Raw genomic sequence first — 26,240 nt, forward strand, 5'->3', positions numbered from 1 at the left:
TTGTCTTTTGTTTTTGTGCAAAACAACCGAATTTCAATCATTTAACAGATATATCATTCCTTGCCTTTGAATGCCTTATAATACCAAAGAATTCCTTATGTAAATACGTGTGTAATTGTGTATGTTTCTTTGTACGCACATATATATGGATATAGCTATGTAGCTACGTACTTACATATCTACATACAGAAATATACATTTAGACACATACACACATATGTACTCAATTACCTGATTTTGTATGTAGGATTTCCAAAAATGACACGAGAAAACAACATTATTGTTATATAGATAATAGGTTATTATTTATAAAATTATATCTTTGCATTTCCGAAATGGTTGTTTCGGAAATGATTGTTTCTTAAAAAATAAAGATATGAAATTTTACAATCGGGAAAAGGAAATTGCAAAACTGCTTTCCATTGCAGAAAAATCAAAGCAAAATGCACAACTTACGGTAGTTACCGGCAGAAGAAGAATTGGAAAAACCCAACTTTTGTTGCAAACCTATAAAGACACCAATTTTCTGTACTTCTTTGTCGCCAAAAAATCGGAAATGCTACTGTGTGCTGATTTTCAGCAGGAACTGAGTCAAAAATTAGGTATTCCTATCTTGGGAGAAGTAACTTCATTTTCAGTGCTTTTTGAGTATGTAGTGCGACTCTCACATCAACAAAACATCACCTTGATTATTGATGAATTTCAGGAGTTTTTAGCAATCAATCCTTCTATTTACAGCGATTTACAACGCATTTGGGATTTAAACAAGGATAAGGCTCGGTTGAATCTGATTGTTTCGGGTTCGGTGGTTTCGCTGATGTACAAAATCTTTGAAAATAACAAAGAACCTTTGTTTGGCAGAGCCAGTCACTTTATCAAACTCAAAGCCTTTGAAACAGAAGTTTTAAAAGAAGTTTTGTTGGATTTTAATCCGAATTATGAGCCTGATGACCTGTTGGCTCTTTATAGTTTTACGGGGGGTGTAGCCAAATATGTACAACTTTTTATGGATAACGGTTGGACAACCAAAAGCAAAATGATTGCAGGAATGATTGATGAAAATTCCATTTTTATCTCCGAGGGGAAAAACCTGCTTGTTGAGGAATTTGGTAAAGAGTACAGCATTTACTTTAGTATTTTGACTGCTATTTCTGAAGGGAAAAATTCTAGAAGTGAAATCGAAAATTTATTAAAAAAAGAAATTGGAGGTTATCTGACGAAAATGGAACGCGATTTTAATCTGATACGAAAAAATACGCCAATGTTTGCCAAAAGTGAAACCAAAAATGTAAAATACACTTTGGAAGATAATTTTCTAACTTTTTGGTTTCGATTTATTTATAAATACAGTCACATTATTGAAATTGGTGCATATGGGCAACTCATCAAAATCATTGAACGCGATTACACCACATTTAGCGGACAAATGCTCGAAAAATTTTTCAAAGCCCGTGCTATTGAATCGGGGCAATATACGCAAATTGGTAACTTTTGGGACAGAAAAGGCGAAACGGAAATCGATTTCATAGCCGTGAATGACTTGGAAAAGACCGTTGATTTTGCAGAGATAAAACGCAAAAAAGACAATATCAACATAGAAATTCTCAAACAAAAAGTATATCAATTACTACAATTACACCCGCAATTAACCAAGTATGAGTATCGTTTTCACGCTTGGAGTTTGGAGGATTTGAAATAACCTTCAAAAGCCAAACCCGACCACTGACTTCCGAACTACGTCAAGTGTACTTATTTGATGTGATTTGTTTGTAGCGCCCGAAGGCTTGTTTTGTCAAGAGCTTTATGCTTGTGCCATTGTTGGTATTGTAGTACCAAAAAAGTTTTTAAAACGTCTCAAAAATCAAAGCGGTATCCCATAACAGGAATGGCATTTTTGAAATACCAATTGTGATTGACTTAGTAGGTTATCCAATCATATTCTTTGTTTTTGAGTTGCGTTTTGCGAAATGTTTTGTCCATCCTGCTTTTTCCGCTCTCTATCTCTGAAAATTTTTAATTCGGCAATGAGAAGAAGAGTGAAGTCGTTTCAAAAACCAATAGTAACAAAGTGTTTGTTTATAATTATTGACATTTTTTTATTCGTATAAAGAGCCGGAATATGCGGTGGTCGTTTCGAGAGCCTAAAAGGTCTGTGTTTAGCAGCTACAAGGTTTTTCAAAAAAATACAACCCCGCAGGGTGTGGAGATTTTTTTGAAAACCAAAGGCTTGACCTTGTGGTAGCGTTACAAACACAGAAATACCTTTGCTCTCGAGAACGAATACCATTTTTGGCTCTTTGGGTTTAAAAAAAACAGGAAAAATTTAAGGGAACTTACGTAATCAATGGTTTAATTAAGAAACGAAGTTGCTTTACAATTGCCAAAAAAAAGCTAAATAAAACCTAACAAAAAAATCGATACAGAAATTGTAAACAATTTCTATGTCGGCTGATTGTAAAACTAAAATATTTTGTTCTACCATATGATTTACAATAAATTACATTATAATGAAGATGTAAATCCTTGTCCTAAGCTATAAAATTTATGGGCTACTTTTTCCAAATCCTTACTGATTTTTTCATTAGTGATTTTAGCGTAAATCTGTGTGGTTTTTAAATTCTTGTGTCCCATCATTTTACTAACACTTTCCAAAGGAACACCCTCCGTGAGAAATAAAGTTCCAAAAGTATGCCTTGCCCAATGAAAACTCAAAGATTTTGTTTTATTAATACCTGCCTCTAAACTGATTTTTTTGAGATAACGATTGCAGGTAACATTAGTAGGAACAGGAAACACTAAATCATTTTTAGTAATCGACTCGTATTTATCAATGATTTTTTGAGCAATGGGAAGTAGGCGAACATTGGAAGGATTACTAGTTTTTTTTCTACGGGAAAGAATCCAACGATTGCCATCAAAAAAGGTTTGAATTTGGTTCTTTTTAAGTTGTTTGATGTCAATATATGAAAGTCCCGTAAAACAGCTAAACACGAACAAATCACGAACTAACTCAATTGTTTTATTTTTGAAAGACAAATTTAAAAACTGCTCAATCTCTTCTTTGAGTAAAAAACCTTTATCACGTTCCTCAACCAAAATTTCATAATTAGAAAACGGATTTTTATGAATAATTTCTTTTTCAATGGCAATATCAACCATTTTAAGAATGGGGATTACATACGCTCGTACAGAATTATTGGTCAATCCCTTATTAATTCGAAGATAAAAATCAAATTCTTTGATAAAATCCAAGGTTAATTCTCGAAAGTCTATGTCCGTTCTGTGGTATTTATATTCAATGAAGTTCGAAAGATGTTCGTAAACGATTTTATACTTGGCAAAGGTTTGTTGGCTACGAACATCTTTTGCAACCATTTTTTAAAAATCGACATTAAATTTTCTAAACAATTTTAGAAGAGAATGGTCTGTTGTGCTAATACATAAAAAGCTGTTTTTCAGTTTTTCGGCAGTAGCAAATCCATCCGTTTTCATCAGATGGTCGTACTGATTGACCAAACGTATTCTTAACTCTTCCAATTTGCGATTTAATGAAAGAGCTTCTTCACTCTTACCTAAGACTTTGCCGAATTTCAAATCCCATTTATTGGGAAAAATTTCGAGCTTAGTACTAAATTGGGCAATTTTACCATCAATGGTAATTCTACCCATAATGGCGACTTTTCCGCTTTTCTTAGGAGCATTTTTTTTCAGATAGAAAAGCACTTTGAAGGTTGATTTTTTTACTTGCATAACTCAACTTTTTAAATTACAAAATTAATTTCTATTGAGTTACCATACGCTATGAAAACAAGTGCAAAACACTGAAATATAGTCTTTTATTCAAAATATTTAAAATTACCATTAGGTAACGATTTAGAAACCTAACTTTGTTTTTACCCGTCAAATTACCCTATGCCTTGCTTTCCAACATTTCTCTGATAAAAAATAAAGTCGCTTATAATCTGTATATTACAGCTTTTTGCTTACCTTTGTCGCTTAGTTCTTTTCATCTAAGGAAAAGAACAATATATGAAAATAAATAATGAACTCAATAAAACTATTTACAAAACAGTTTAATATTAGAATTCTTTAGTTTTCTTTTTATTATGTTTTTCGTATTTGGCTCATCAAACAAACATAGCTTCCTATTATTACGAATATAAAAAACCTTTCCACATCGTCATAACTTATAAAATAAGTAGCAGCTAATAAAGAAACAAATCCAAATACACCAAAGGAAATTTTTTGTGCATTTTGTTTTTCGAATGATATTGCAAACAAGGACAAGCAACCCATAGAAGGATAGTGTTAATAAATGTTCCCATTGAGGATTTTCACCGATATACCAACCCAATCTGTAGGTATGATCTAAATCTTTTGCGTAGGTGCTATCGTTTAAACATCTGGGAAACAAAAATTTAACCTTACTTGATTTTGTTAAAATTATGTCGGAGTGTGGAGCCTTATTCCACTTTAACAAATCATAGTAGTAAGAATAAACAAAGTCATCACCATAAAAAACATCATTTTTATTGTTTTTAAAACTGATAAGTAATCTTTTTTGACTTTAAAAATATTCTGTGAAGTAAAGCTATACCAGTAAATTCCAATTTTCGATTTTTTTCAAAAAATGAATTGTTTTTCTTTTCAAAGTTCCATAACTTTGCGGATTCAGTAAAAAAAATATCAAATATTGATTATGAATAAAATAAAACATTCAAAAGTTTGGAACGAAATTAAAACAAACGACTCGTGGTCAATTTTCAAAACGATGGGCGAGTTCGTCAATGGATATGAAAAATTAAGTCTTATAGGGCCTTGTATTTCGATTTTTGGATCGGCTCGTACAAAACCTGGTACAAAGTACTACGAACTGACGGTTCGTATTGCTGAAAAAATTGTCAATGAAGGATATGGTGTCATTACTGGCGGAGGGCCAGGGATTATGGAGGCTGGAAACAAAGGAGCTCATATCGGGAAAGGAGCTTCGGTAGGGTTAAACATTGATTTGCCATTTGAACAGCACGACAACCCGTATATCGACAGTGATAAAAACCTGAATTTCGACTATTTTTTTGCTCGTAAAGTGATGTTTGTCAAGTATTCTCAAGCTTTTGTAGTGATGCCGGGTGGATTTGGTACATTGGACGAACTTTTCGAAGCAATAACACTTGTACAAACACACAAAATCGACCGTATTCCAATCATTTTAGTAGGAACTGAATTCTGGCAAGGGCTAGTAGATTGGATTAAAGTCACTCTTTTGGAGCATTTTGGGAATATCAGCCCTGAGGATATAAACCTTTTCCATTTGGTTGATTCCGAAGATGATGTGATTGACGTAATCGAAAAATTTTATAGTAATTCAAATCAATTACGTCCAAACTTTTAAGAAAGTCGAACCTAAACTGAAATCCATTTTCCTTAGAGTCTTTTTTAATCTAAGGAAAAATGGAACAACAACAATACAGTTAACTACTAGATCTTAACTATAAATTATTACCATGAAACCTTACTTTTTATTATTCGCTATCTTGTTAATGGGTTGCCATGAGAAGAAAAATTTTCATTTCAACGAAGATGATTTGTTACTAATCCCGAAGCCTGAGCAAGTAGTGTTGAACAACGGATTTTTTGAGTTTACAGCAGAAACAAAATTCATAGCTAACGATTCGCTACACCCTGCTATTACGTTGATTACTGATAAGTTTCATCGTGCTTCAGGGTGGGATTTTTCTAAAAATACTGTAACAAATAGCGACGTAAAATCCAATTTCGTACAATTGATTGTAGATGAAAATCTACCCAAAGAAGGATATTCTTTTTCTTCCGATAGCGACAAAATTTTAATTTCTGCGTCGGATTACCGTGGATTTGTCTATGGATTGCAAACCCTACGACAATTACTACCAAAAGAAATTGAAAGTCAAAAAATCACAACAATTGACTGGGTAATTCCTTCTGTAAAAATCAACGATGCACCTCAATATGAATGGCGAGGATTGATGTTGGATGTGGCTAGACATTTTTTTCCGAAAGAATATATCTTGAAAACCATTGATCGAATGGCGATGCTGAAAATCAACACCTTTCATTTTCATTTGTTGGACAATGAAGGATGGCGAATTGAAATCAAAAAATATCCAAAACTTACGGAAGTTGGAGCGTGGCGTGTGGGTCAATTCGACCAACATTGGAATGCTCGCGTAACCAATGACCCTAACGAAAAAGGCACGTATGGTGGTTTTTTCACCCAAGAAGATATTAAAGAAATTGTAGCATATGCTGCAAAATATGGCATCACTGTAGTCCCTGAAATAGAAATGCCCGCTCATGTGATGAGTGCCATTGCGGCATACCCTGAACTATCTTGCCATAAACGACCTATAGCTGTGCCGTCTGGCGGAGTTTGGCCAATTACGGATATCTACTGCGCTGGTCAAGAAGAAACCTTTTCATTTTTAGAAGATGTTCTTACTGAAGTAATCGATTTATTTCCAAGTAAATACGTGCATATTGGCGGTGATGAAGCTACACACACTGAATGGAAAAAATGTCCAAAGTGCAAAGCTCGTATGAAAACCGAAAATTTGAAAAATGAACACGAGTTACAAAGCTACTTTATCAAACGAATCAATACTTTTTTAAAGTCAAAAAACAAACAGCTCATCGGTTGGGACGAAATCATTGAAGGTGGATTAGCTGATGATGCGGTAGTTATGGTATGGCGAGGTAACAACATCGTTAAAAAAGCTACTGAAAAAGGAAATCGTGTGATTTTGACCAGTCAAGGCTATATCGACCAATATCAAGGATTGCCTGATAATGAGCCTTTGGCAATTGGTGGATATTTGCCTGTAAGCCGAATTTACAATGAAGCATTTTCTGAAAAAGAGTTAAGTAGCGAGGAACGTTCTCGTATTTTAGGGGTACAAGCAAACCTTTGGGCAGAATATGTACCTAATGAAAAACATTCCGAATATATGTTATTCCCACGCCTACTAGCCATGTCCGAAGTATTTTGGAAACCTGAAAAAGAACGAAACTGGACTGATTTTGCACAACGTTTGCAAAAATCATTGGCTCGTTTAGAGATAATGGATATCAACTATGCCAAATCCATCTACCAAACCACAGGAAAAGTATTTGATAACGGCAATAACAGTGTGAAAATTAGCCTTCAATCAGAAACTCCAAATGCAGACATACGTTATGTGTTGAACCAGTCCGACTTTAGCAATGCAATCCCGTACACGGACACCTTGCGTATCAATGAAACTACCCAAATTCAAGCTGCAGTTTTCTTTGATAATAAACCACATACGGCTGTTTATAGCAATACGATAACGTTTCACAAAGCTATGGGCAAACCTACTTCATATAACCCAACTTACCACAAAAGCTACTCCGGACAAGGAAATAAAACACTAACCAATATCGTTCGTGGTACAAAAGATTTTCATGACAAACAATGGTTAGCTTGGTTAGTAGACAACGCAACTATTAACATTGATTTAGAAACTCCTCAGGATATAAGCAAAGTTGTTGTTGGAGCTATGGAGAACCAAGGTTCTGGGATTTATTTCCCTACCGAAATACGCCTTTTCACCTCTGAGGATGGGAAAAAATATACTCCGAAAGGAAAAATCGAACGTCCTTATTCAGTCAATGGATTTGCTATATTGCACGATTTTGCTTTAGAATTTCCTACAGAAAAAACACGCTTCATCAAAATAGAAATTAAAAACTTAGGAAGCCCACCCAAAGGAGGCGATGCGTGGCTATTCATTGATGAGATATTAGTTTTTTAATTTACCTACAAGAATAGAAGCGAAAATAGTCACAGTCCATAAATTTGGAGATGATTCTTTGCAACAAGTAAGTTTAAAAAAGGCTTAATAGAGATTTTTTAGACTCAAATTTCAGTTATAATTTTTATTTTGAGCAGAAAAACATAATTTTGTGCTTCTTTTCAGAAAATCAGCACAGAGCCAATGGAGAGAATTTACAAATCCTGCAAATATTACAAAAAAGAAAAGCAAAACCCCTTCATAGATTCGGATAAGTTAAAAACTCGTTTCTGGGAAGGGGAGAAAATATTTTGTGAGAAATGTGAAGTAAACGAGAAGTATTACAACATCATGTTAAAAGAACTTAACCTATCCATTATAAAAGGAAATGTAACAGGTAAGTTGTTAAGTCCTTCAATGCCAATTGAAGAAAAAGTAATTTTATTCTTTGTAGATTTATGGAATGGCAAATGGTTTCCTTATGAAATTGATGTGATTTTAAAATATTAATGCATAATTTATCCATAAAGCCTCACAAACAGTCAGCAGACTAAAATTAAAAACGACAACTTACCTTTAGAATGTTTTTAAGCATGAAAGAAAGTAAAGACTTATAAAATAACTCGCTCCAAAGCCATCCCCCTTGACCCCTTGATTAGTATAAGGCAATCTGAAAATTGTGAAAACGAAAATGCTTGTTTGAATTCATCAAATGTTTTAAATTGAGGGTGTTTGGTAGAGGTTTTTGCAAAATTTTCCCCTATAAAAAAAACAGCTTTCCAAGGATGGGATTCAACCAAATCTACGATGTTCTGATGCTCTGTCAGGGCAAATTTGCCTAATTCAAACATGTCTCCTAAAATGAGTACTTTTTTGTCAAAACTCTCAATTGTTAGCATGTTGTGTATGGCTGCGGACATGCTACTTGGATTAGCGTTGTAAGCATCTAAAAAAATGGTATTTCCCTCTAAGTTAATAATTTGACTTCGGTTGTTTGTAGGCACATATTTTTCAATCCCTCGTTTGATAGCCTCGGGAGGCAATTTGAAATATTTACCTACGGCAATGGCTACACCTATGTTCGAAAAATTGTAACTTCCTGTTAGATTCGATCTTACTACTGTAGTTGAATCAGTAAACTCATCTAATACACCAATTCCCAAAAGCGATGGTTTTTCTATGCCATCGGTCATTTTTCTTAGTGCTGAATTTTCAAAAATCACTTCTACAGGATGTGTATTCTTTAATTTTACTTTAGTGTTTCCTTGATTTCCAAAAGAATAGACGTTTTCGTAATTTTTCAAAAGATCTTTTTGTAAAGCATCGTCATTATTCAAAAAAATTGTTTTGTTGTATTTTTTCAAATAATCATACAATTCTCCTTTAGTTTTAATAACTCCTTCAAAACTTCCAAAACCTTCTAAATGAGCCTTTCCAATACTGGTTATATAACCATAGTCTGGCTCAACAATGGAGCATAAAAAAGCAATTTCTTCAGGGTGATTAGCTCCCATTTCTACAATAGCAATATCAGTCTCTGCTTGGATTGATAACAAGGTAAGAGGAACCCCAATATGGTTATTCAGATTCCCTTGGGTAGCAACTACTTGAAATTTTTCTGACAGTACTGATTTCAACAGTTCTTTTGTGGTTGTTTTTCCATTACTTCCTGTAATCCCGAAAATGAGTGTTCCGAGTTTTCGGCGGTGATAGTTTGCTAATTGTTGTAACGTTTTCAGTACATCGTCTACTAAAATCATTTTATCCGAAACTTTCATACTCGAGTCATCTATAACGGCATAATTGGCTCCTTTTTCCAAGGCTTCATTAGCAAATTTGTTGCCGTCAAATGAATCTCCTTTCAAAGCGAAATAGATACAATTTGCAAATACGGCTCTACTATCCGTACAAACCCCTGTTGACTGGACGAACAATTCATATAGTTCTTTCATAAGCTATCATTTGTTTTTCGGTAGCAATATTACAAAAAAAACGCCATAAATAAAATATATTTATAGCGTTTTTAGATTATTATTTAATAAAGGTATTATCCTTTTGGTCTTTTATTTGCTTTGGATGATTTAGAACCTACACGGCTCATTGCATTTCTAAATCCTATGTAATCCGTTGCTATGTACTGAGGTAAATATCTTCTTTGAGCTGGATCAATCCAATAGGCTCTATCTCTCCAAGAACCTCCTTTGTAAATACGCACTTCGTCGTTTATCAAGGTAGTACGTTCGTTTGATTTGTCATAGCTTCTGGCGATTCTGTTTTCCAACGAATCTCTTGAAATTTGGTGTTTAGGTGAATTGTACATTGAGTTTTTGTAATCCAAATCGCCTCCACTTAATTCACTTCCGCCACTTCTGTAGTTACGTGTTGACGACTTATCCCCGTCATTATAACTTCTATTCTCACTACGTGTGAAGTTATAACGCAGATAGGTTTCGTTTTCATCAACTGGAACGGTTGCGATATTACCTGGAAGATTACGAGCTACGATTTTCCCGTTACTCAATGTGTCGTATTTAACATTTTCAGGCGTTACAATCACATGTTTACCATCCTCCCCAATAGAGTGTTTCATGTATACGTTACCACGATAATAGTTAAAATCGGTAACTTCGTCATCAACAATCGGACGATACACATCGGCAACCCATTCTGCAACGTTTCCTGCCATGTCATACAATCCAAAATCATTCGGTGGATACGTTTTTACGGGAACTGTAATATCGCCTTTGTCATCAGACCAACCTGCTAATCCGCCATAGTCTCCTTTACCTTGTTTGAAGTTCGCCAACTGGTCACCACGTGACGAGCGTTTTGTTGAACGTGTATAGGCTCCATCCCAAGGATATTTTTTTCTACCTTGCAAACTATTGTACTCACGAACACCATTTAACGATTTGGCTGCATACTCCCACTCAGCTTCTGTTGGAAGTCTATATTCTGGTAGTAATACTCCACTGGTTTGCTTAGCAAAAGTAGGCTCTCCTTCTTTGGTGACAGCCTTTTTACCTGCAAAATCAGTAGCTTGTCCTCCATAAGAGTCTGATGGTGTGTAAAGATACGTTTCTGTACTGAAAGTACTTCCAGCCTCTACTTGATAGCGTGTGTTTTTTTCAATATATCCTGTTCTTTCCAAAATAGCTTCATTTACGCGATCCGTACGCCAAGCACTGAATTGTACCGCCTGAACCCAGTTAACCCCAACTACAGGATATTCCGCATACGCAGGATGACGCAAATAATTCGTTACCATTGATTCGTTAAATCCAAGAGGGCTTCTCCAAACCAACGTGTCAGGCAATGCTCCAACATAAATGTTTTTGTATTGCTCTTCGGTTGGAGGAAAGACATGCTTTAACCAATCTAAATACTCCATATACATTTTGTTGGTAACTTCTGTTTCATCCATATAGAAAGACTGTACATGCTGCTGCGTTGGAAGGTTATTCCAATCGTGCATCACGTTATCTTGAACCTGCCCCATAGTGAATGTGCCTCCTTCAACCAAGATAAGCCCTGGTCCTGTTTCCTGCTCTTTGAAGTCTGTGTTGTATTGAAAACCTCCTTCTTTTGAGTTGATGCTCCAACCTGTTGCACTGGAAATATTTTTATTTGTTCCCTTTTTACAACCTGTCAGTGCAAACCCCGAAAAAATTGCTATGACGGCAAAGAATCTTAATAAATTATTTTTCATAGTAAAACTACTTTGTTAGTATAAAAATCGGGTGCAAGTTAGCAAAAGTTTCTCTAACTAAACACATTCGGCAAATATTTTAACTTGTTATTTTTAAACAACTTATTGTTTAAAACCAATTAAACATCTAATAATTAAAGAGTTAATTTTATAAAATCAAAGTCTAAAAACCTTTTTTATAGAAAAAATTAACATATTTAATTGTTGTTTTTTAGCTTTTCCAAATAAAACATGATTGCGTAAAAAACGATTATTCTTTGAAGGCTTTTAACTTAGAGATTAGTTCTGGGACTACTTTAAATGCATCTCCTACTACGCCGTAATCTGCAACCTTGAAAAAAGGAGCATTTTCATCGCTGTTGATGACTACTTTGATTTTAGAAGCGTTAACCCCTGCTAAATGTTGGATAGCTCCTGAAATTCCAATAGCGATGTATAGATTTGGTGCTACGGGTTTCCCCGTTTGCCCTACATGTTCACTGTGAGGTCGCCAATCCATATCGGACACAGGTTTTGAACAAGCAGTTGCTGCTCCGAGTACGTCTGCCAATTCTTCAATCATCGCCCAATTTTCAGGTGCTTTTAGTCCACGTCCTGCCGAAACAACAATTGCCGCATCATCCAACGATACTTTGCCTGTGTTTTTTTCGCTTCTCACTACCTTAATCGGTGGTTCGGGTACTTCGGTCGGAATTTCTTCTACGGTCATCGAAACAGGAGTTTCCTTTACTCCGTAGGCGTTCCCTGCAAGGCTAACCACTTTATTAACTGAATCTATTTTTATTAAGCCAACAGCTTTGTTTGAAAAAACATTGCTCTTCACCTCAAAATTATCAACACTCGCAGGTAGCGAAATTACATTTGCTACATAACCTGCTTTCATAACCACAGCTAACGAAGGAGCTATGTTTTTCGCGTAAGATGATGAACTGAATACGACTATGCTACTTGACTCTTTTTCTGCTGTTTTTCTGATGATTTCAGTGTACACTTTGGCTGAAAACTGATTCAGTTGGTCGTTGTTTACTACTATTGCTTTGTTTACACCGCACGTTTGCAATGGAGTGATGTCTTCAACGTTGATTGCTACGGCAACCAAATCAGTATTGTGCATATCGGCGAGAGCTCTTCCGTAGGAGGCTACCTCATACGCCGTTTTTTTTAACGTTCCTTTTTCGGAATCTACGTATATTAATATTGACATTTTTTCTACTTTTTTCAAAAATTAAATCACTTTGGCTTCGTTATGCAACAAATGGATAAGTTCATCTAAATTGTCCGATGCGATCATTTTAACAGGATTTTTGGCAGGTGTTTTTTCAAATCCTACTACACTGGTGGGGGCTGAAACGCTTTCGGGTTGTATTACCGTGATTTGTTTTGTGCGGGCAGCCATTAAATTCCGCATATTTGGTATCCGCAAATCTTTATCGTGAACCAATCCTTTTTGAGCTGCTATCACCGCAGGTAATTGAGTTTTGATTACTTCTTTACCTCCATCGATTTCACGAGATGCTTCAATGTCTATACCGTTGATTTCTAATCCTATACATTTGTTAATAAAAGGGTAATCAAGTAGAGTTGCAAGCATCCCACCCACCATTCCACCGTTGTAGTCAATGGATTCTTTACCTGTAATTATTAAATCAAAATCTCCATTTTTAACAATTTTTTCAAGTTGTGAGGCTACAAAAAAACCATCTGTAGCAGTGGCATCTACTCGGATGATTTCATCGGCTCCTAGAGCAAAGGCTTTGCGGAGAATTGGCTCTGTTTCAGGAGTTCCCACATTCACTAAGGTTATGGAAGCACCCAATTTTTCCTTGAGTTGGATAGCTCGTGTAAGCCCATACTCATCACTCGGATTGATGATAAACTGCACTCCTGAGGTATCAAATTTTTGATTGTCGTTAGTAAAGTTTATTTTTGAAGTAGTGTCAGGAACACTGCTTATACAAACTAATATTTTCATTATTCCTAAATAATTTTTTACTTGAATACACTTAAAGATTGTTCTTTAGAAAAGAACAATCCTTGCAAAATTCAAAAAAAAAATGATTGTATGCAAATCTTTTTGCAGATTATCTGTTTTTTATCATTCTGCATCATTCTATTTTTAATGAAAAATCAGACACAATGTGTTGAGATATAAGATAGTTAATGCGAATCAATGTAAAATGCCAAATTACATAAGAGCTACTCTTCCTGATGCATATTTAGTTAATGTCTTATTTTCTTTGTAGTGCAAAATATTATACGAATTGTTAATATGTTTGATTGAATGATATTTTTTGCTACTTTTGTCCGTCTGTGTAAAAAACAAGCAGTCAGTAGAGTGATATACAGCAAACTATATTAGGAAAACAAGGGATTTACTCTCATTTTTTAGGCAGGAGAAAATGTTATTTTAGTACTTTTTAATTTATTTAAGGCTAATAATTTTTTTAAAGTGGAATAAAAATGATCTCAAAAGCAACCATAGACAAAGTGTATGACCAGATGCGTGTTGAGGAAGTCGTAGGAGATTTTGTACAACTCAAACGTTCCGGTTCCAATTATAAAGGATTAAGTCCATTTTCTAATGAACGAACTCCCAGTTTTATGGTTTCTCCTGTTAAGCAAATATGGAAAGATTTCAGTAGTGGTAAGGGAGGAAATGCTATTGCTTTTCTGATGGAACACGAGCATTTCACTTATCCAGAGGCAATACGCTATTTAGCAAAAAAATACCATATCGAAATTGAGGAGACCCAACAGACGGATGAAGAAAAAGACAAGGCAGATGAACGAGAAAGCCTTTATATCGTTTCGGAGTTTGCTCAGACGTACTTTGAGAAAATCCTGACTGAGAGCGAAGTAGGAAAAGCTATCGGGATGAGTTACTTCAAAGAGCGTGGTTTTACATTGGATACCATTAAAAAATTCCGTTTGGGATATTCCCCTGACCAATGGAGTGCTTTTACAGATGAAGCTCTGAGCAAAGGATATCAACTTGAGTTTCTCGAAAAATCGGGTCTGACAATCGTTAAAGAAGATAAAAAGTTTGATCGATTCAAAGGGCGGGTGATGTTTCCTATTCACTCAATGAGTGGACGTGTATTGGGGTTTGGCGGACGTATACTTACGCAAGATAAAAAAGCTGCAAAATATCTCAACTCTCCCGAAAGTGAAATCTATCAGAAAAGTAAAGTTCTTTATGGGATTTATCACGCTAAACAGGCAATTGCTAAGGTTGACAATTGTTATTTGGTGGAAGGATATACGGATGTAATTCAACTACATCAAAGAGGAATTGAGAATGTGGTAGCCTCAAGCGGAACGGCTCTTACTCCTGAACAAATACGCCTCATTCATCGGTTAACCAATAATATTACCTTGCTTTACGATGGTGACCCTGCTGGGTTGAGAGCTTCCTTACGAGGGGTTAACCTTATTTTAGAGCAGGGGATGAATGTGAAAATATGTACATTCCCCGACGGTGAAGATCCAGATAGTTTTGCTCGAAACAACGCTTTGGAAGACATTACTCTCTATTTGGAAGAAAATACTACGGACTTCATACGCTTCAAAGCATCACTTCTGGTGCAAGAGGCTCAAAATGACCCCATAAAAAAATCAGAAACTATACGCGACATCATAGAGAGCATCTCAAAAATTCCTGATTCAATAAAACAAGAAGTGTACATCCGCGAATGTGCTGCATTGATGGAAATTTCCGAAGATGTATTATTTGCTACTCTGTCGCAAATATTAAAGAAAGATATTTACGAAGGACAAAAGGTAGAGCGTAAGAAAACTCAAAAATTAGAAGTTACACGAACTAAAGAAGAACAAATAAAACTGTCTATTGATCGGTTACAAGTTTTGGAACACGATCTGATAAAGTGTCTGTTACTTTATGGAGATAGAAAGTATACATTTGTTGATGTCATATTAAAACCTGACGAAAAAGGAGGTGTGCAGGAATATAAAGTGCAGCAAGAGCTTAAAATATATGAAAAAATATATTTGGAGCTACAAGAGGATGAAATTCATTTTGCGAATCCGGAGTTTAGACATATTTATGAATTGGTGATGAGCAAATACGAGGACTCAACCTATCAGTTATCTACATTTGTCAATCAGCTTCCTATCGAATTAAGCGGAAGAGTAACTCAAATCATTATGGAAGATGAAAATTTGACATTACACGATTGGCTTCGCAAAGATATTGTAGTGAAAAACAAGGACGAGAATATAGACATTGCGGTAATAGATATTTTGTTAAACATCCGAAAACAGCTAGTGAGTAATTTGATTGCCGATATTATGCAACGAGTACAAACCTCAGTTGAGGTAGCCGAAAAGAACGAAGCTATGGCAGAAATTATGGATTACATACAACTCCAAAAAACATTGGCAAAGCGATTGAATCGGGTAGTCAATTAAAAATAGTTTTACTGTTGATCAACTAAATGCGCAACTGACTCATTTTCAATGATTTTGAAACCTAAAAATTTTGTAAGGCTGTTAAAATGAGGCGGTAAATAAAAAAATATTAACCTAACATCATGTTTATTAAATATTTAATTACTATATTTGCAGTCCGAATAAGTTAAAATATTAATATTTAAAAAGAAATATAAAATGACAAAAGCAGAAATCGTATCAAAGATCGCTGATAAGTTAGGTCTTGATAAAAACGACGTTCAATCAACGGTTGAGAACTTTATGGATGAAGTGAAAGCATCGTTGGAAAGTGGGAACAACGTGTATTTGAGAGGTTTTGGAAGTTTTGTTATCAAAACAAGAGCTGAGAAAACAGGACGTAATATTTCTAAAAATACAACTATTAAAATCCCTGCTCACAACATCCCTTCATTCAAACCTGCAAAAGTGTTTGTTGATGGTGTAAAAACAAAAGTAAAAGTAAAATCAGGAAAAAAGAAATAATTTTAAACTAATTAAATATATTAAGCTATGCCAAGCGGAAAAAAAAGAAAAAGACATAAAGTTGCTAACCACAAACGTAAAAAAAGAGCGAGAGCTAATCGTCACAAAAAGAAAAAGTAGTTTTTAACTACTTTTTCTGTCTTATGTAAAAACGTTCATTGAAAAAATAGTTTATGAAATTAAATCACTCATAAACAATGTAGTAGTTTAACAAAAAAAAATCCAAACAGAGTGAATAAAGAACTAATCATTCGTTCAGGTTCCTCTTATGTCGATTTTGCTTTGCTTAAAGAAGGAAGGCTCATTGAGCTCCACAAAGAAGAGGATGCTAATGGTGTAGGTGTGGGGGATATCATGCTTGCCAAAATCCGAAAACCAATTCCTGGGTTGAATGCCGCTTTTGTGGATGTAGGTCACGAAAAAGATGCATTTTTGCATTATTTGGACTTAGGTCCTCAGGTTTCGTCTTTACAAAAATTTGTCAAGATGATTATTTCAGGAAAATTAAAAGATTATTCTTTAAAAGACTTTCCTTTAGAGCCTGATATTAATAAAGATGGAGCAGTAGTAGATGTTTTGAAAGCAGGACAACCCATTTTGGTTCAAATTGTAAAAGAACCGATTTCGACCAAAGGTCCTCGTATCAGTTCTGAATTGTCCATCGCAGGGCGCTATTTGGTGTTAGTACCCTTTTCTGATAGAATTTCTATCTCACAGAAAATTGAAAGCAAAACCGAAAAAGAACGACTACGACGACTTCTGCAAAGCATTAAACCTAAAGGCTTTGGCGTAATTGTACGTACCGTAGCAGAAGGTAAAAAAGTAGCGGAACTGGATAAGGACTTACAGGGTTTATTCAACCGATGGGTTTTGATGTGTAAAAAAATTAACAAGGCTGTTTTCCCATCCAAGGTGATGAGCGAAATCAGTAGAACAGGAGCTATTTTGCGAGATATGTTCAACGATTCTTTCACAGGAATTCAGGTGGATAACGAGACTCTCTACGAGCAAGTTATCAAATATGTTCAAGAGATTGCCCCTGAAAAAGAAAGTATCGTAAAACTGTACCGTTCTTCAGTTCCCATTTTCGAAAAGTTCCATATTGAACGACAAATTAAGACGGCTTTCGGACGAACCGTTTCAATGAGCAAAGGAGCTTATTTGGTGATTGAACATACTGAAGCACTACACGTTATTGATGTCAATAGTGGAAATCACTCTAACAAAGCTGATAATCAAGAATCTACGGCTTTAGCAGTAAATTTAATTGCAGCAACAGAGATTGCAAGGCAACTGCGTTTACGTGATATGGGGGGTATCATCGTTGTTGATTTTATTGATATGTCCAATACGGATAACCGAAAGATTCTTTTTGATCATCTACGACAAGAAATGTCGGAAGATAGGGCAAAACACAAAATATTACCTCCAAGTAAATTTGGGTTAATACAGATTACGCGTCAGCGAGTACGCCAAGAACTAAACATCAAAACCAAGGAAGAAAATCCGAGTAAAGAAGGTGAAATTGAAGCACCTATTGTTTTAGTTGACAAAATCAACATAGAACTTGAAAGAATCATTAAAGAGAGTACCTATAAGGGTAGCATTGTGCTAAATGCACATCCTTTTATTGCAGCGTATATTACCCACGGACTAATGTCAATACGCTTTAAATGGTTTTTAAAATACAAACGGTGGGTGAGGGTAATGCACCGCGATGCATACTCCTATCTTGAATACCGTTTTAAAACTAAGGAAGGAACACCTCTTTAAAAAAACAAAGGCTTTGCGAGAAATTGCAAAGCCTTTATTATTTTCAGAAAAAGAGGTCTGTAGAGTTTCAAATATTTTTGTGTTCCTGACAAGCTACTTTCCAGCAAAGTTTGTTTCCGTTTGACAGATACAGCAAGAAAAATACTTTTGAAATAAAAACCAAAATCACAACTGAAAATTGAACTTAAAAATATCCATTAGAAACAATCGTCTAAAAAATAGCTTAATTTTTAGACATTATACCGAAAATATATCCACTTTACCTTGAGATATTACTACTATTAGCTCCTCCAAGTCCGATCACTTGATCATAAAGAGCGTTAGGAGCTCGGTAATAGACTAAAATGGTATAATTATTTTCTGTTTGTTGAAAATTCCCGCCAATTTCATTAAAATTTTCTTCGTTTTGCTCTTTTGTAGCAAATTTATAGTTATAAAATCCTTGTTTTAGCAGGATTTTTCCTTGATGAATTCTTTTTTCTTCATGGTAAGTAAGTTTGTAAATGTCTAAAAGCTCATAATTGGAGAATTTTCCGTATACGTATACTTCTTTTTTGCCGAAAGAGGCGGGTAATTCTAATGAAAAATGTATCCAGACGTAATCCGCTTCGTTATCCGGGTTGCGTCCGTCCAATGTGTTTATTAGAAAATCTCCGTTGATATCAGGATTGTAGGTGTAAACCCGATTCGCACGGCTTATATTTCCAAATAGAACGTGTTCAAACAGTTTGTTTTGGAATATTTGATATGTAGCACCTGAGGTTACACGTAACTCTTTACTGTCAAAGTAAAAATATTCATTACCTCCATCAAAAGCACTTTCAAGATCGTGTTTGTAAATAAGTTCTCGCCCTATTGTGAACTGAGGTTTCAGATTCGTAATAGCATTATTCCAGCAATAGTTTTGCAAGACAGCTACTTTAACATTTGATGTAGGATCTTGCAGATGTAACCCCAATTCTTTGATGGAGAATTGCACCACTTGTTTGGTGTCGAAATGTTGTAGGTCGCGTGTGCGTTTGATTTCGGATTGAATGCTTACTAATGGATTGTAAACTACGAATCTACGGGAGAATAATTCCGTTCCAAATCTGTCAATAATAGAAAGAAGATAATTGCCTGTAAGGGTAATTTTTGTCAAATCATTGGGCAAATTAAGTCGATAGTGAGAGTAGGATTGCAAAGTTGCGTACGAATTGCTTTCGGGGCGTAGAGGTTGCTCATCCATCCCCTTAATATATTCGCTTTTTAGCAAATTGGAGGCTGTCCAGTCGGCGTTGCAATGCGTGATTTTATAATAATATGTTTCCTCATCACCACTTAAGTCATCGAACTGTAGAGTAAACATTTCATTGAGTCGCACAATTGGGAATTGGCTTTTATCATTTTCTGAAGCCTTAAAAATAATTGTTTTTATGAATTCTGGAGGTGTTTTTTCGGTAAGAATTTGAGCGTTGACTCCAAGACTGTAACCGAATAGAAAATATATAATTAATTGTTTCATACATATATTTTTAAAAATCAAATGTATGAAAAAAAATCGTATAAATAAAAATTTTTTATCTTTGCACTCGCTAACTTTCAATCACATTTATGACAAATTCAGGAAAAATAGAGCTGATGGCTCCCGCAGGAAACTTCGAATCGTTACAAGCAGCTATTGATAATGGTGCTGATTCGGTATATTTTGGAGTTGACCAGCTGAATATGAGGGCAAGAGCAAGTATCAATTTCACCATTGACGATTTGGACGAAATTGCAAAACGTTGCCACCCAAAAGGTATCCGTACCTATCTTACCTTAAACACAATCATATACGACCACGATTTATCCATCATAAAAACCTTGCTCGACGCTGCAAAGAAGGCAAATTTAACCGCAGTGATTGCTATGGATCAAGCAGTTATTGCCTATGCTCGTCAAATTGGTATGGAAGTGCATATTTCTACCCAAATCAATATTACAAACATCGAAACGGTGCGTTTTTATGCAATGTTTGCCGATACAATGGTAATGAGTCGTGAATTGAGCCTTAGGCAGGTAAAGAAAATCGCCGAGCAAATCCAAAGGGAACAGATTAAAGGTCCGTCAGGGAATTTGGTCGAGATAGAAATCTTCGGTCACGGAGCGTTGTGTATGGCGGTTTCAGGAAAATGCTATTTGAGTTTGCATTCGCATAATTCGTCGGCAAATCGAGGGGCGTGTAAGCAAAATTGCCGAAAAAAATACACCGTAATCGACCAAGAAAGCGGTTTTGAAATCGAAATTGATAATGAATATATGATGTCGCCCAAGGATTTGTGCACGATTGACTTCCTCGACCAAGTGATTGACGCAGGAGCCAAAGTACTTAAAATTGAAGGACGCGGAAGAGCTCCCGAATACGTGGCGACTGTCATAAAAACCTATCGTGAAGCCATCGATGCGTATTACGAGGGGACATATTCAAAAGAAAAGGTTGGAAAATGGATGGAAGCCCTTTCAACCGTTTACAACAGAGGATTTTGGAGCGGATATTATTTGGGACAGAAATTGGGAGAATGGAGCGAGAATCCGGGGTCGAACGCTACACAGAAAAAGGTGTATGTAGGACAAGGAAAGCACTATTTTCCAAAATCGGGGATTGCGGAATTTCTCATCGAAGCCTACGATATTAAAGTGGGCGACAAACTCCTCATTACAGGCCCTACCACAGGCGTACAGGAGTTTGTTTTGGAAAATATGATGGTAAATGACGCTCCTGCACAAACGGCAACGAAAGGCGATTCTTGCACCATCAAAACCGATTTCAGAATTCGTCTGTCAGATAAATTATATAAGATTGTAGCTACGGAGTTTGCGAAGTAGTTATACAAATTAAAAAAATCAATCTATTTATAAACCTTACAAGTCAAATGAAAATGAATAATTTTGAAGTAAAAAACTTTCCACCAGAAGTTTGTAAAGAATTAAAATACTATGTATATCGTTTAATTGACCCAAGAAATGGAGAAACATTTTACGTAGGAAAAGGAAAAAACAATAGAGTTTTTGAACACTTGAATTGTGCTAATAAATTAGAGAAAGAGGATGAAGATGAAAGTGACTTAAAATTTAAAAGAATTAGAGAAATTCAAAAAGCAGGATTAAATGTTATTCACATTATACACAGACACGGGTTGGATTCTGATACAGCGACACAAGTAGAAGCAGCCTTGATAGATATCTTTCCTAACACAACAAATATTGTAAAAGGGAAGGGGAGCAATGAGTTCGGTGCAATGAATGCTTTTGAAATTATCACGAAATATCAAGCTGAAATAGCTGAATTACAACATAAAGTTGTAATGATCAATATCAATAGAACAATAACAGATAGAAGTATATATGATAGTGTTAGATTTGCTTGGAAAATAGACGTAAAAAAAGCTGAGAAAGCTGATTATATTCTTGCTATGGAAAAGGGAATTATTGTTGGAGTATTTAAACCTATAAAATGGCATAGGGCAAGAAAGGAACATTTTCCAGAATTTGAAAATCGCACTAATAAAAGATGGGGATTTGAAGGAGAAGAAGCTAATGAAGATATCAAAAAATTATATTTAAGAAAAAGATTACCTGAGCAATTTCAAAGAAAAAAAGGCGAAGCAAATCCAATCAGATACAATTATAATTAAAAAATACTTCGGAGCGTTCAAATAAGCTAATGCACCACTAAAAAACATTCCGAAGCATTTTAATAAGCCGATGCGGAACTAAAATAAACAAATGTAGGGCTAAAAAACCTTCCGAAGTATTAAAATAGCAAAGGGAGACGCCAAAACATAAAAAGAATTCAAAGAATAGGAAAATAATTGTAAAAACGCTAAAAAAATGAAAACATATTATCTATCTAACGAACAAATGCTTCAGAATTTTGGAGCGATGTTTGAAAATCTGTCCAAAGAGGGCGATTTGAAAACAGAATTAGCAGAATACGGCTACGACGATGCCAAAATCGCTGAAGGAAAAGCCCTTTATGATGAAGCTCGTAAAACATTCGATGCCAATATAAAAGAAACACGCGAAGAGACATCAGCGTCATTGGCTTTTCAGGAAAAATATCAAAACGTACAGAAAAAATATAGTACACATCGCAAAAAGGCACGTATCGTCTTTGAGGACAACGAAGAAGCTCTTCGTCAGCTCAAACTCAAAGGAAGTGCTGCCCGAGCCATCGCTGCAGCTATGGAAGAAATGAGAGCGTTTTATCAGCTTTTGGACACCACTCCCAATCTTCTTACGCCACTAAAACAACTAAAAATCAACGAAGAAGATGTCAAAAATCAGCTTCAAGAACTCCCCGAAGTAGAAAAAGCCTACGCTACCTATCTGCAAGAAAAAGGAGAAAGCCAACAAGCCACCCGAGACAAAAACAAAGCCTTTGAAACCCTCGACAAATGGGTATCGAAGTTCCATAAAGTGGCTAAAATCGCCCTTGAAGACCGCCCACAACTTTTGGAAGCCCTCGGGAAATTTGTAAGAAGCTAATGTGTTTTTAGAAAAGACAAAACACGGGTTCAAATAGAAGATAATTTGTTTTCTTAAAGAAAATTTTCTAAATAAGTTGATTTATAAAATTGGAAAATGAATAAAGTATGATGAAAATAACAGCTTGACACGAAAAAATATCATCGTACTTTTATAACACAATTTAAAGACAAATAAATAATGGTAGTAGTAACCTTACAGCGTGATAAATGCATTGGGTGTAATTATTGTGTGGAAGTAGCTCCGGAGCAGTTTCAAATGTCGAAGAAAGACGGAAAAAGTGTTTTGCTTCGCTCCACAGAGAAGAAGGGTTTTTTTACACTCAAATCGCACGATGATAGTATTTATGAAAATTGTGCAGAGGCTCAAAAGGTATGTCCCGTTAAAATTATTTCAACCAAAAAAATATGATGTTTAACTAAAAAATATATGAATATGAAGAAAATATTATTTTTGCTATTTATTGGATTATTTTTCCAACAGGTAAAAGCACAGTATGTAGGGATTAAAGGAGGATACAATTATGCTTCATTAAGTGGAGATGTAAATCCTGGGGTTGAACTTTCCAGATATCACGGTTTTTACGGTGGAGTTACGATGGATTTTCCTTTGTCGAACTTGTTTTTCGTACAAACAGAGGGACTCTATACTCGCATAGGGGGAACTGTAAATGTGACAGGAAGTGGTGTAAAGGTTGCATTAGATTATATTTCAGTTCCAGTTTTGTTAGGAATGAAAGTTTATGAAAGACTCAGCGCTCAAGTGGGGCCACAGTTTAATTTTTTGGCTAAAAAATCAAAATTTTCGTACAAAAAGAACGAGGAAGAAGTGATTGTTGAGAAAGCATTCGATAACTTTGACTTATTGCTCGGTATCGGACTGAAGTACACTACTTCTTCAGGTTATTTCGTTGAAGCACGATTCAATCAAGGATTGACAAATATTGCGGATAGTTCCAATGAATCGTTAAAAAAAATGAACATAAGTTCCACGAATAATTTTAAAAATTCGTATATTTCTATTGGAATGGGATATAGATTTTGATGCGTATGAGAAAAATAAGAAAGGTTACTTTTATTTTGATGAGCGTTTGGTTTGTTTTTGTAGTGCTTTTTGCGTGTACAAAATCTAAAATTGAACGTAATCCGTATTTGCCTGAAAGTAGGTTTTCTTATACTATAAATTTGAATCTGCCTGTATATAACTCATTGAAGTATCCACAGAATACTATCTATATTTCAGAGATTGGACTTAAGGGTGTTTTTGTAACGCACGTTAGCAATAATCGGTATGTAGCATGGGAGGCAGCTTGTCCGAATCAATATCCGTCAGCTTGCGATCGATTGTATTGTGCTTCGAAGGAGGGAGAGAGGTTTCAAATCTGTACAAATAATTCCAATGCGTACATTTTTGTGATATGCCCTTGTGATGGTTCGGTTTATAACTTGGTGAATGGCAGCGTTATGGTGGCGTCATCGGAACGTAGCTATCCGTTGTTGAACTACAATGTGTCCGTTTCGGGGAATCAAATTACGGTATCTAACTAATTGATTGAAAATGATTTCTAATAGATTTGAAAATAGAAAACCCGCCAATTTGTTAGCGGTAATCTTAGCAGTAATTTTTGGACAATTGCTCTACGAGTTTTTTATTTTCGATACGATTTGGAATGTATGGCATGTTTTCAGAATCATTGGAGTAGCTTCTTTACTATATGTTACATTGTATTTTTTAAATAAAATTGATCGTTGGAATGAATTGACTCAAGGAAACTCCTATTCGTTATTGTTTTTTGGGGTATTCGTGATTCTTTTTCCTACTGCGTATACTAATTTGCTTATTTTAGCTTCCAATTTACTTATAACTATTGCAATATGGCGGATGTTATCATTGAAAAATGAAAGAAATATTCCTCAAAAGATATTTGATGTCTCATTTTTGATACTTTGTGCGGGGTTATTCAATGTTTATGCTTTGTTTTTTTTGCTAAACGTATGGATTTCACTTCTTTTGTACCGTTCTAAAAAGAAAAAATATTGGTTAATTCCTTTTTTTGCTATTTTTTGTGTTGGAATTTTGTCATCTGCAATGTTTTTGGTATTGGATCTTACCTTTATAGTTCCTTCAACAGAAGATTTATGGGATTTTTCGTATCAAAAGGTATTGCACCCACCCATGTTATTTTCGCTAATTTTAATGGGATTCATACTCATAACATCATTGCTGGTCTATTTTTTTAAGAATAAATACCACAGCGGAAGCAGTCAAGTGATTGTACAGATTTTGTCTGTAGGTCTGATTGTGATCTTTTTTTCAAAGGAACCGGTCTTTATATTCACGCCCCTTTCGATATTGTTTGCCCTTTATGTTGAAAAAATAACAAAAAAATGGCTAAAAGAAACCGTTTTGTGGTCACTGTTAACCATTCCTTTGGTGGTATTATTGTTGCATTTTATATCCGAAAGCTAAATCACCTGCATCTCCCAATCCTGGAATGATGTATCCTTTTTCATTTAGTTTGGGATCAGTGGTGGCAATCCACAGATGGGTGTCCTCGGGGAAGTTTTTTTCTAAGTAATCTATTCCTTCTTGAGCACCAATAACAGCAAACAAATGTATTTCTTTGGGTTTTCCCAAGGAATTGAGTGCGTTGTAAACGTTTACAAATGAGCGACCTGTAGCAAGCATAGGGTCAGCTAAAAAAAGAATTTTATTTTCTAAGGAAGGAGAAGCTAAATATTCCACTAAAATATCAAAATCTGTTTCAGAGGTGTGTTTGCGGTAGGCAGAAATGAAAGCGTTGTCAGCATTGTCAAAATAGTTCATAAGTCCTTGATGAAGTGCTAATCCTGCTCGTAAAATGGAGCATATAACCACGTCGTCTTTAGGGATTTCTACTTTTTTCTCACCCAATGGAGTCGTTACGATTTCTGATTTGTACTGTAAAAATTTACTCATTTCATAGCATAGAATTTCTCCTATACGTTCTAAATTCGTACGAAAACGCATACGATCTTTTTGAACGTTCACATCTCGTAATTCGGCTACGAAGCGATTTAAAATCGAAGGCTTTTCGCCTAAGTGGTGTATGATCATATGTATCAGTATTTTTACATGTTTTGTCTTGCAAAGTTACAAAAATTAGAAGAAAGAAGAATGTCTTCTTTAAGAGATATTTCCGACATAAAATTTAAAATGAAGATAATCAGCAAGAAAAAGAAATTTTTACTTCTAAAAATAATTCATTTTTCTTGTAAGTGCGCAATAAAAAACGTATTTTTGCCTCCGTTTGATATGTATTATGTCAAATTCATGTCTAACGCATAGTTCTGACATGTAAAGAGAGGGATGAACTTTTAATTTAGTTATATGAAGAAGAATAAGTTAGTAGCTTTGTGTATGTTCTTTCTGTGTGTATTAGGATTCGCTCAACAAGAATCACAGTACACACAATACATGTACAACACGATGATGTTTAATCCGGGATATACGGGGTCTCGTGGTGTTGATAGTTTTTTTGGTATATT

General features: G+C 35.2%; 21 protein-coding genes and 1 pseudogene. 15 read left to right on the plus strand and 7 right to left on the minus strand.

Features of this window, described 5'->3' with window-relative positions; translation table 11 throughout:
• Positions 1-376 precede the first annotated feature (376 nt).
• Positions 377-1,699 (plus strand): ATP-binding protein, encoded by a 1,323-nt coding sequence (locus tag CCAND38_RS06365; RefSeq protein ID WP_042344455.1) that lies wholly within the window; start codon positions 377-379, stop codon positions 1,697-1,699.
• Between the two features lie 803 nt (positions 1,700-2,502).
• Here the strand turns inward: CCAND38_RS06365 and CCAND38_RS06375 are convergent.
• Positions 2,503-3,750: pseudogene (locus CCAND38_RS06375) on the minus strand (site-specific integrase).
• A 949-nt stretch (positions 3,751-4,699) separates the two neighbouring features.
• Between CCAND38_RS06375 and CCAND38_RS06385 the strand changes: the two are divergent.
• From CCAND38_RS06385 to CCAND38_RS06395, 3 genes are all read left to right on the plus strand, one after another.
• On the plus strand, positions 4,700-5,392 hold the full coding sequence (locus CCAND38_RS06385; RefSeq protein ID WP_042008386.1) for an LOG family protein: 693 nt from the start codon (positions 4,700-4,702) through the stop codon (positions 5,390-5,392).
• Between the two features lie 112 nt (positions 5,393-5,504).
• The gene (locus CCAND38_RS06390; RefSeq protein WP_095893512.1) at positions 5,505-7,811 is read left to right on the plus strand and encodes a beta-N-acetylhexosaminidase; all 2,307 of its coding nucleotides are present in this window, start codon (positions 5,505-5,507) and stop codon (positions 7,809-7,811) included.
• Positions 7,812-7,994: 183 nt separating this feature from the next.
• A complete protein-coding gene (locus CCAND38_RS06395) occupies positions 7,995-8,300 on the plus strand; it encodes a hypothetical protein (protein ID WP_042344437.1) in 306 nt (101 codons plus the stop codon).
• 101 nt (positions 8,301-8,401) lie between these two features.
• Here the strand turns inward: CCAND38_RS06395 and CCAND38_RS06400 are convergent, their stop codons facing one another.
• From CCAND38_RS06400 to CCAND38_RS06415, 4 genes are all read right to left on the minus strand, one after another.
• On the minus strand, positions 8,402-9,742 hold the full coding sequence (locus tag CCAND38_RS06400) for a UDP-N-acetylmuramoyl-tripeptide--D-alanyl-D-alanine ligase (protein WP_042344438.1): 1,341 nt from the start codon (positions 9,740-9,742) through the stop codon (positions 8,402-8,404).
• 95 nt (positions 9,743-9,837) lie between these two features.
• Positions 9,838-11,499, minus strand: coding sequence for a gliding motility lipoprotein GldJ (gene gldJ, locus CCAND38_RS06405; RefSeq protein WP_042344439.1), 1,662 nt, complete (start codon positions 11,497-11,499; stop codon positions 9,838-9,840).
• 250 nt (positions 11,500-11,749) lie between these two features.
• On the minus strand, positions 11,750-12,703 hold the full coding sequence (locus CCAND38_RS06410; protein ID WP_042344458.1) for an electron transfer flavoprotein subunit alpha/FixB family protein: 954 nt from the start codon (positions 12,701-12,703) through the stop codon (positions 11,750-11,752).
• Positions 12,704-12,724: 21 nt separating this feature from the next.
• Complete coding sequence (locus CCAND38_RS06415) at positions 12,725-13,471, minus strand: electron transfer flavoprotein subunit beta/FixA family protein (RefSeq protein ID WP_042344440.1); 747 nt, start codon at positions 13,469-13,471, stop codon at positions 12,725-12,727.
• 488 nt (positions 13,472-13,959) lie between these two features.
• Here CCAND38_RS06415 and dnaG point away from each other — a divergent pair, with 488 nt between their 5' ends.
• The 3 genes from dnaG to CCAND38_RS06430 all read left to right on the plus strand — a co-directional run bounded on the left by dnaG (position 13,960) and on the right by CCAND38_RS06430 (position 18,204).
• Entirely contained in the window at positions 13,960-15,927 is a 1,968-nt protein-coding gene (dnaG, locus tag CCAND38_RS06420) for a DNA primase (protein ID WP_042344441.1), read from the plus strand.
• 198 nt (positions 15,928-16,125) lie between these two features.
• A complete protein-coding gene (locus CCAND38_RS06425) occupies positions 16,126-16,431 on the plus strand; it encodes an HU family DNA-binding protein (RefSeq protein WP_042008258.1) in 306 nt (101 codons plus the stop codon).
• 231 nt (positions 16,432-16,662) lie between these two features.
• Positions 16,663-18,204, plus strand: coding sequence for an Rne/Rng family ribonuclease (locus CCAND38_RS06430; RefSeq protein ID WP_042008256.1), 1,542 nt, complete (start codon positions 16,663-16,665; stop codon positions 18,202-18,204).
• Positions 18,205-18,463: 259 nt separating this feature from the next.
• Here the strand turns inward: CCAND38_RS06430 and CCAND38_RS06435 are convergent, their stop codons facing one another.
• Positions 18,464-19,708 (minus strand): type IX secretion system plug protein, encoded by a 1,245-nt coding sequence (locus CCAND38_RS06435; RefSeq protein ID WP_042344442.1) that lies wholly within the window; start codon positions 19,706-19,708, stop codon positions 18,464-18,466.
• Between the two features lie 89 nt (positions 19,709-19,797).
• On the opposite strand from CCAND38_RS06435, the gene CCAND38_RS06440 reads away from it, so the two are divergent.
• The 7 genes from CCAND38_RS06440 (at position 19,798) to CCAND38_RS06470 (ending at position 25,182) form a co-directional block, all read left to right on the plus strand.
• Positions 19,798-21,051: a peptidase U32 family protein gene (locus tag CCAND38_RS06440; protein WP_042344443.1), complete on the plus strand. Its 1,254-nt coding sequence runs from the start codon at positions 19,798-19,800 to the stop codon at positions 21,049-21,051.
• 47 nt (positions 21,052-21,098) lie between these two features.
• Complete coding sequence (locus CCAND38_RS06445; RefSeq protein ID WP_155289085.1) at positions 21,099-21,860, plus strand: LEM-3-like GIY-YIG domain-containing protein; 762 nt, start codon at positions 21,099-21,101, stop codon at positions 21,858-21,860.
• Positions 21,861-22,056: 196 nt separating this feature from the next.
• On the plus strand, positions 22,057-22,713 hold the full coding sequence (locus CCAND38_RS06450; protein WP_042344446.1) for a PQLLE family protein: 657 nt from the start codon (positions 22,057-22,059) through the stop codon (positions 22,711-22,713).
• 180 nt (positions 22,714-22,893) lie between these two features.
• The gene (locus tag CCAND38_RS06455) at positions 22,894-23,124 is read left to right on the plus strand and encodes a ferredoxin (protein WP_042008246.1); all 231 of its coding nucleotides are present in this window, start codon (positions 22,894-22,896) and stop codon (positions 23,122-23,124) included.
• A gap of 24 nt (positions 23,125-23,148) precedes the next feature.
• Positions 23,149-23,757 (plus strand): porin family protein, encoded by a 609-nt coding sequence (locus tag CCAND38_RS06460; protein WP_042344460.1) that lies wholly within the window; start codon positions 23,149-23,151, stop codon positions 23,755-23,757.
• 5 nt (positions 23,758-23,762) lie between these two features.
• A complete protein-coding gene (locus tag CCAND38_RS06465) occupies positions 23,763-24,260 on the plus strand; it encodes a Rieske (2Fe-2S) protein (protein WP_231550006.1) in 498 nt (165 codons plus the stop codon).
• Positions 24,261-24,270: 10 nt separating this feature from the next.
• The gene (locus CCAND38_RS06470; protein WP_042344447.1) at positions 24,271-25,182 is read left to right on the plus strand and encodes a DUF6427 family protein; all 912 of its coding nucleotides are present in this window, start codon (positions 24,271-24,273) and stop codon (positions 25,180-25,182) included.
• On the opposite strand, the gene upp is transcribed toward CCAND38_RS06470, so the two are convergent.
• Positions 25,153-25,809 carry a uracil phosphoribosyltransferase gene (upp, locus tag CCAND38_RS06475; RefSeq protein WP_042344448.1) on the minus strand — a complete coding sequence of 219 codons (657 nt, stop codon included), beginning with the start codon at positions 25,807-25,809 and terminating at the stop codon, positions 25,153-25,155. The two genes, CCAND38_RS06470 and upp, sit on opposite strands and share 30 nt — an antisense overlap.
• Before the next feature lie 273 nt (positions 25,810-26,082).
• Here upp and CCAND38_RS11515 point away from each other — a divergent pair.
• Positions 26,083-26,240: type IX secretion system membrane protein PorP/SprF (locus CCAND38_RS11515; protein WP_156129780.1), on the plus strand; the 158-nt coding region annotated here is incomplete at its 3' end.

The sequence above is a fragment of the Capnocytophaga canis genome, from assembly GCF_000827555.1.
Lineage (GTDB): Bacteria > Bacteroidota > Bacteroidia > Flavobacteriales > Flavobacteriaceae > Capnocytophaga > Capnocytophaga canis.

Coding starts and splice junctions, on each gene's coding strand:
- CCAND38_RS06365 (WP_042344455.1), top strand. CDS start 377: ATGAAATTTTACAATCGGGAAAAGGAAATTGCAAAACTGCTTTCCATT.
- CCAND38_RS06385 (WP_042008386.1), top strand. CDS start 4,700: ATGAATAAAATAAAACATTCAAAAGTTTGGAACGAAATTAAAACAAAC.
- CCAND38_RS06390 (WP_095893512.1), top strand. CDS start 5,505: ATGAAACCTTACTTTTTATTATTCGCTATCTTGTTAATGGGTTGCCAT.
- CCAND38_RS06395 (WP_042344437.1), top strand. CDS start 7,995: ATGGAGAGAATTTACAAATCCTGCAAATATTACAAAAAAGAAAAGCAA.
- CCAND38_RS06400 (WP_042344438.1), bottom strand. CDS start 9,742: ATGAAAGAACTATATGAATTGTTCGTCCAGTCAACAGGGGTTTGTACG.
- gldJ (WP_042344439.1), bottom strand. CDS start 11,499: ATGAAAAATAATTTATTAAGATTCTTTGCCGTCATAGCAATTTTTTCG.
- CCAND38_RS06410 (WP_042344458.1), bottom strand. CDS start 12,703: ATGTCAATATTAATATACGTAGATTCCGAAAAAGGAACGTTAAAAAAA.
- CCAND38_RS06415 (WP_042344440.1), bottom strand. CDS start 13,471: ATGAAAATATTAGTTTGTATAAGCAGTGTTCCTGACACTACTTCAAAA.
- dnaG (WP_042344441.1), top strand. CDS start 13,960: ATGATCTCAAAAGCAACCATAGACAAAGTGTATGACCAGATGCGTGTT.
- CCAND38_RS06425 (WP_042008258.1), top strand. CDS start 16,126: ATGACAAAAGCAGAAATCGTATCAAAGATCGCTGATAAGTTAGGTCTT.
- CCAND38_RS06435 (WP_042344442.1), bottom strand. CDS start 19,708: ATGAAACAATTAATTATATATTTTCTATTCGGTTACAGTCTTGGAGTC.
- CCAND38_RS06440 (WP_042344443.1), top strand. CDS start 19,798: ATGACAAATTCAGGAAAAATAGAGCTGATGGCTCCCGCAGGAAACTTC.
- CCAND38_RS06445 (WP_155289085.1), top strand. CDS start 21,099: ATGAAAATGAATAATTTTGAAGTAAAAAACTTTCCACCAGAAGTTTGT.
- CCAND38_RS06450 (WP_042344446.1), top strand. CDS start 22,057: ATGAAAACATATTATCTATCTAACGAACAAATGCTTCAGAATTTTGGA.
- CCAND38_RS06455 (WP_042008246.1), top strand. CDS start 22,894: ATGGTAGTAGTAACCTTACAGCGTGATAAATGCATTGGGTGTAATTAT.
- CCAND38_RS06460 (WP_042344460.1), top strand. CDS start 23,149: ATGAAGAAAATATTATTTTTGCTATTTATTGGATTATTTTTCCAACAG.
- CCAND38_RS06465 (WP_231550006.1), top strand. CDS start 23,763: ATGAGAAAAATAAGAAAGGTTACTTTTATTTTGATGAGCGTTTGGTTT.
- CCAND38_RS06470 (WP_042344447.1), top strand. CDS start 24,271: ATGATTTCTAATAGATTTGAAAATAGAAAACCCGCCAATTTGTTAGCG.
- upp (WP_042344448.1), bottom strand. CDS start 25,809: ATGATCATACACCACTTAGGCGAAAAGCCTTCGATTTTAAATCGCTTC.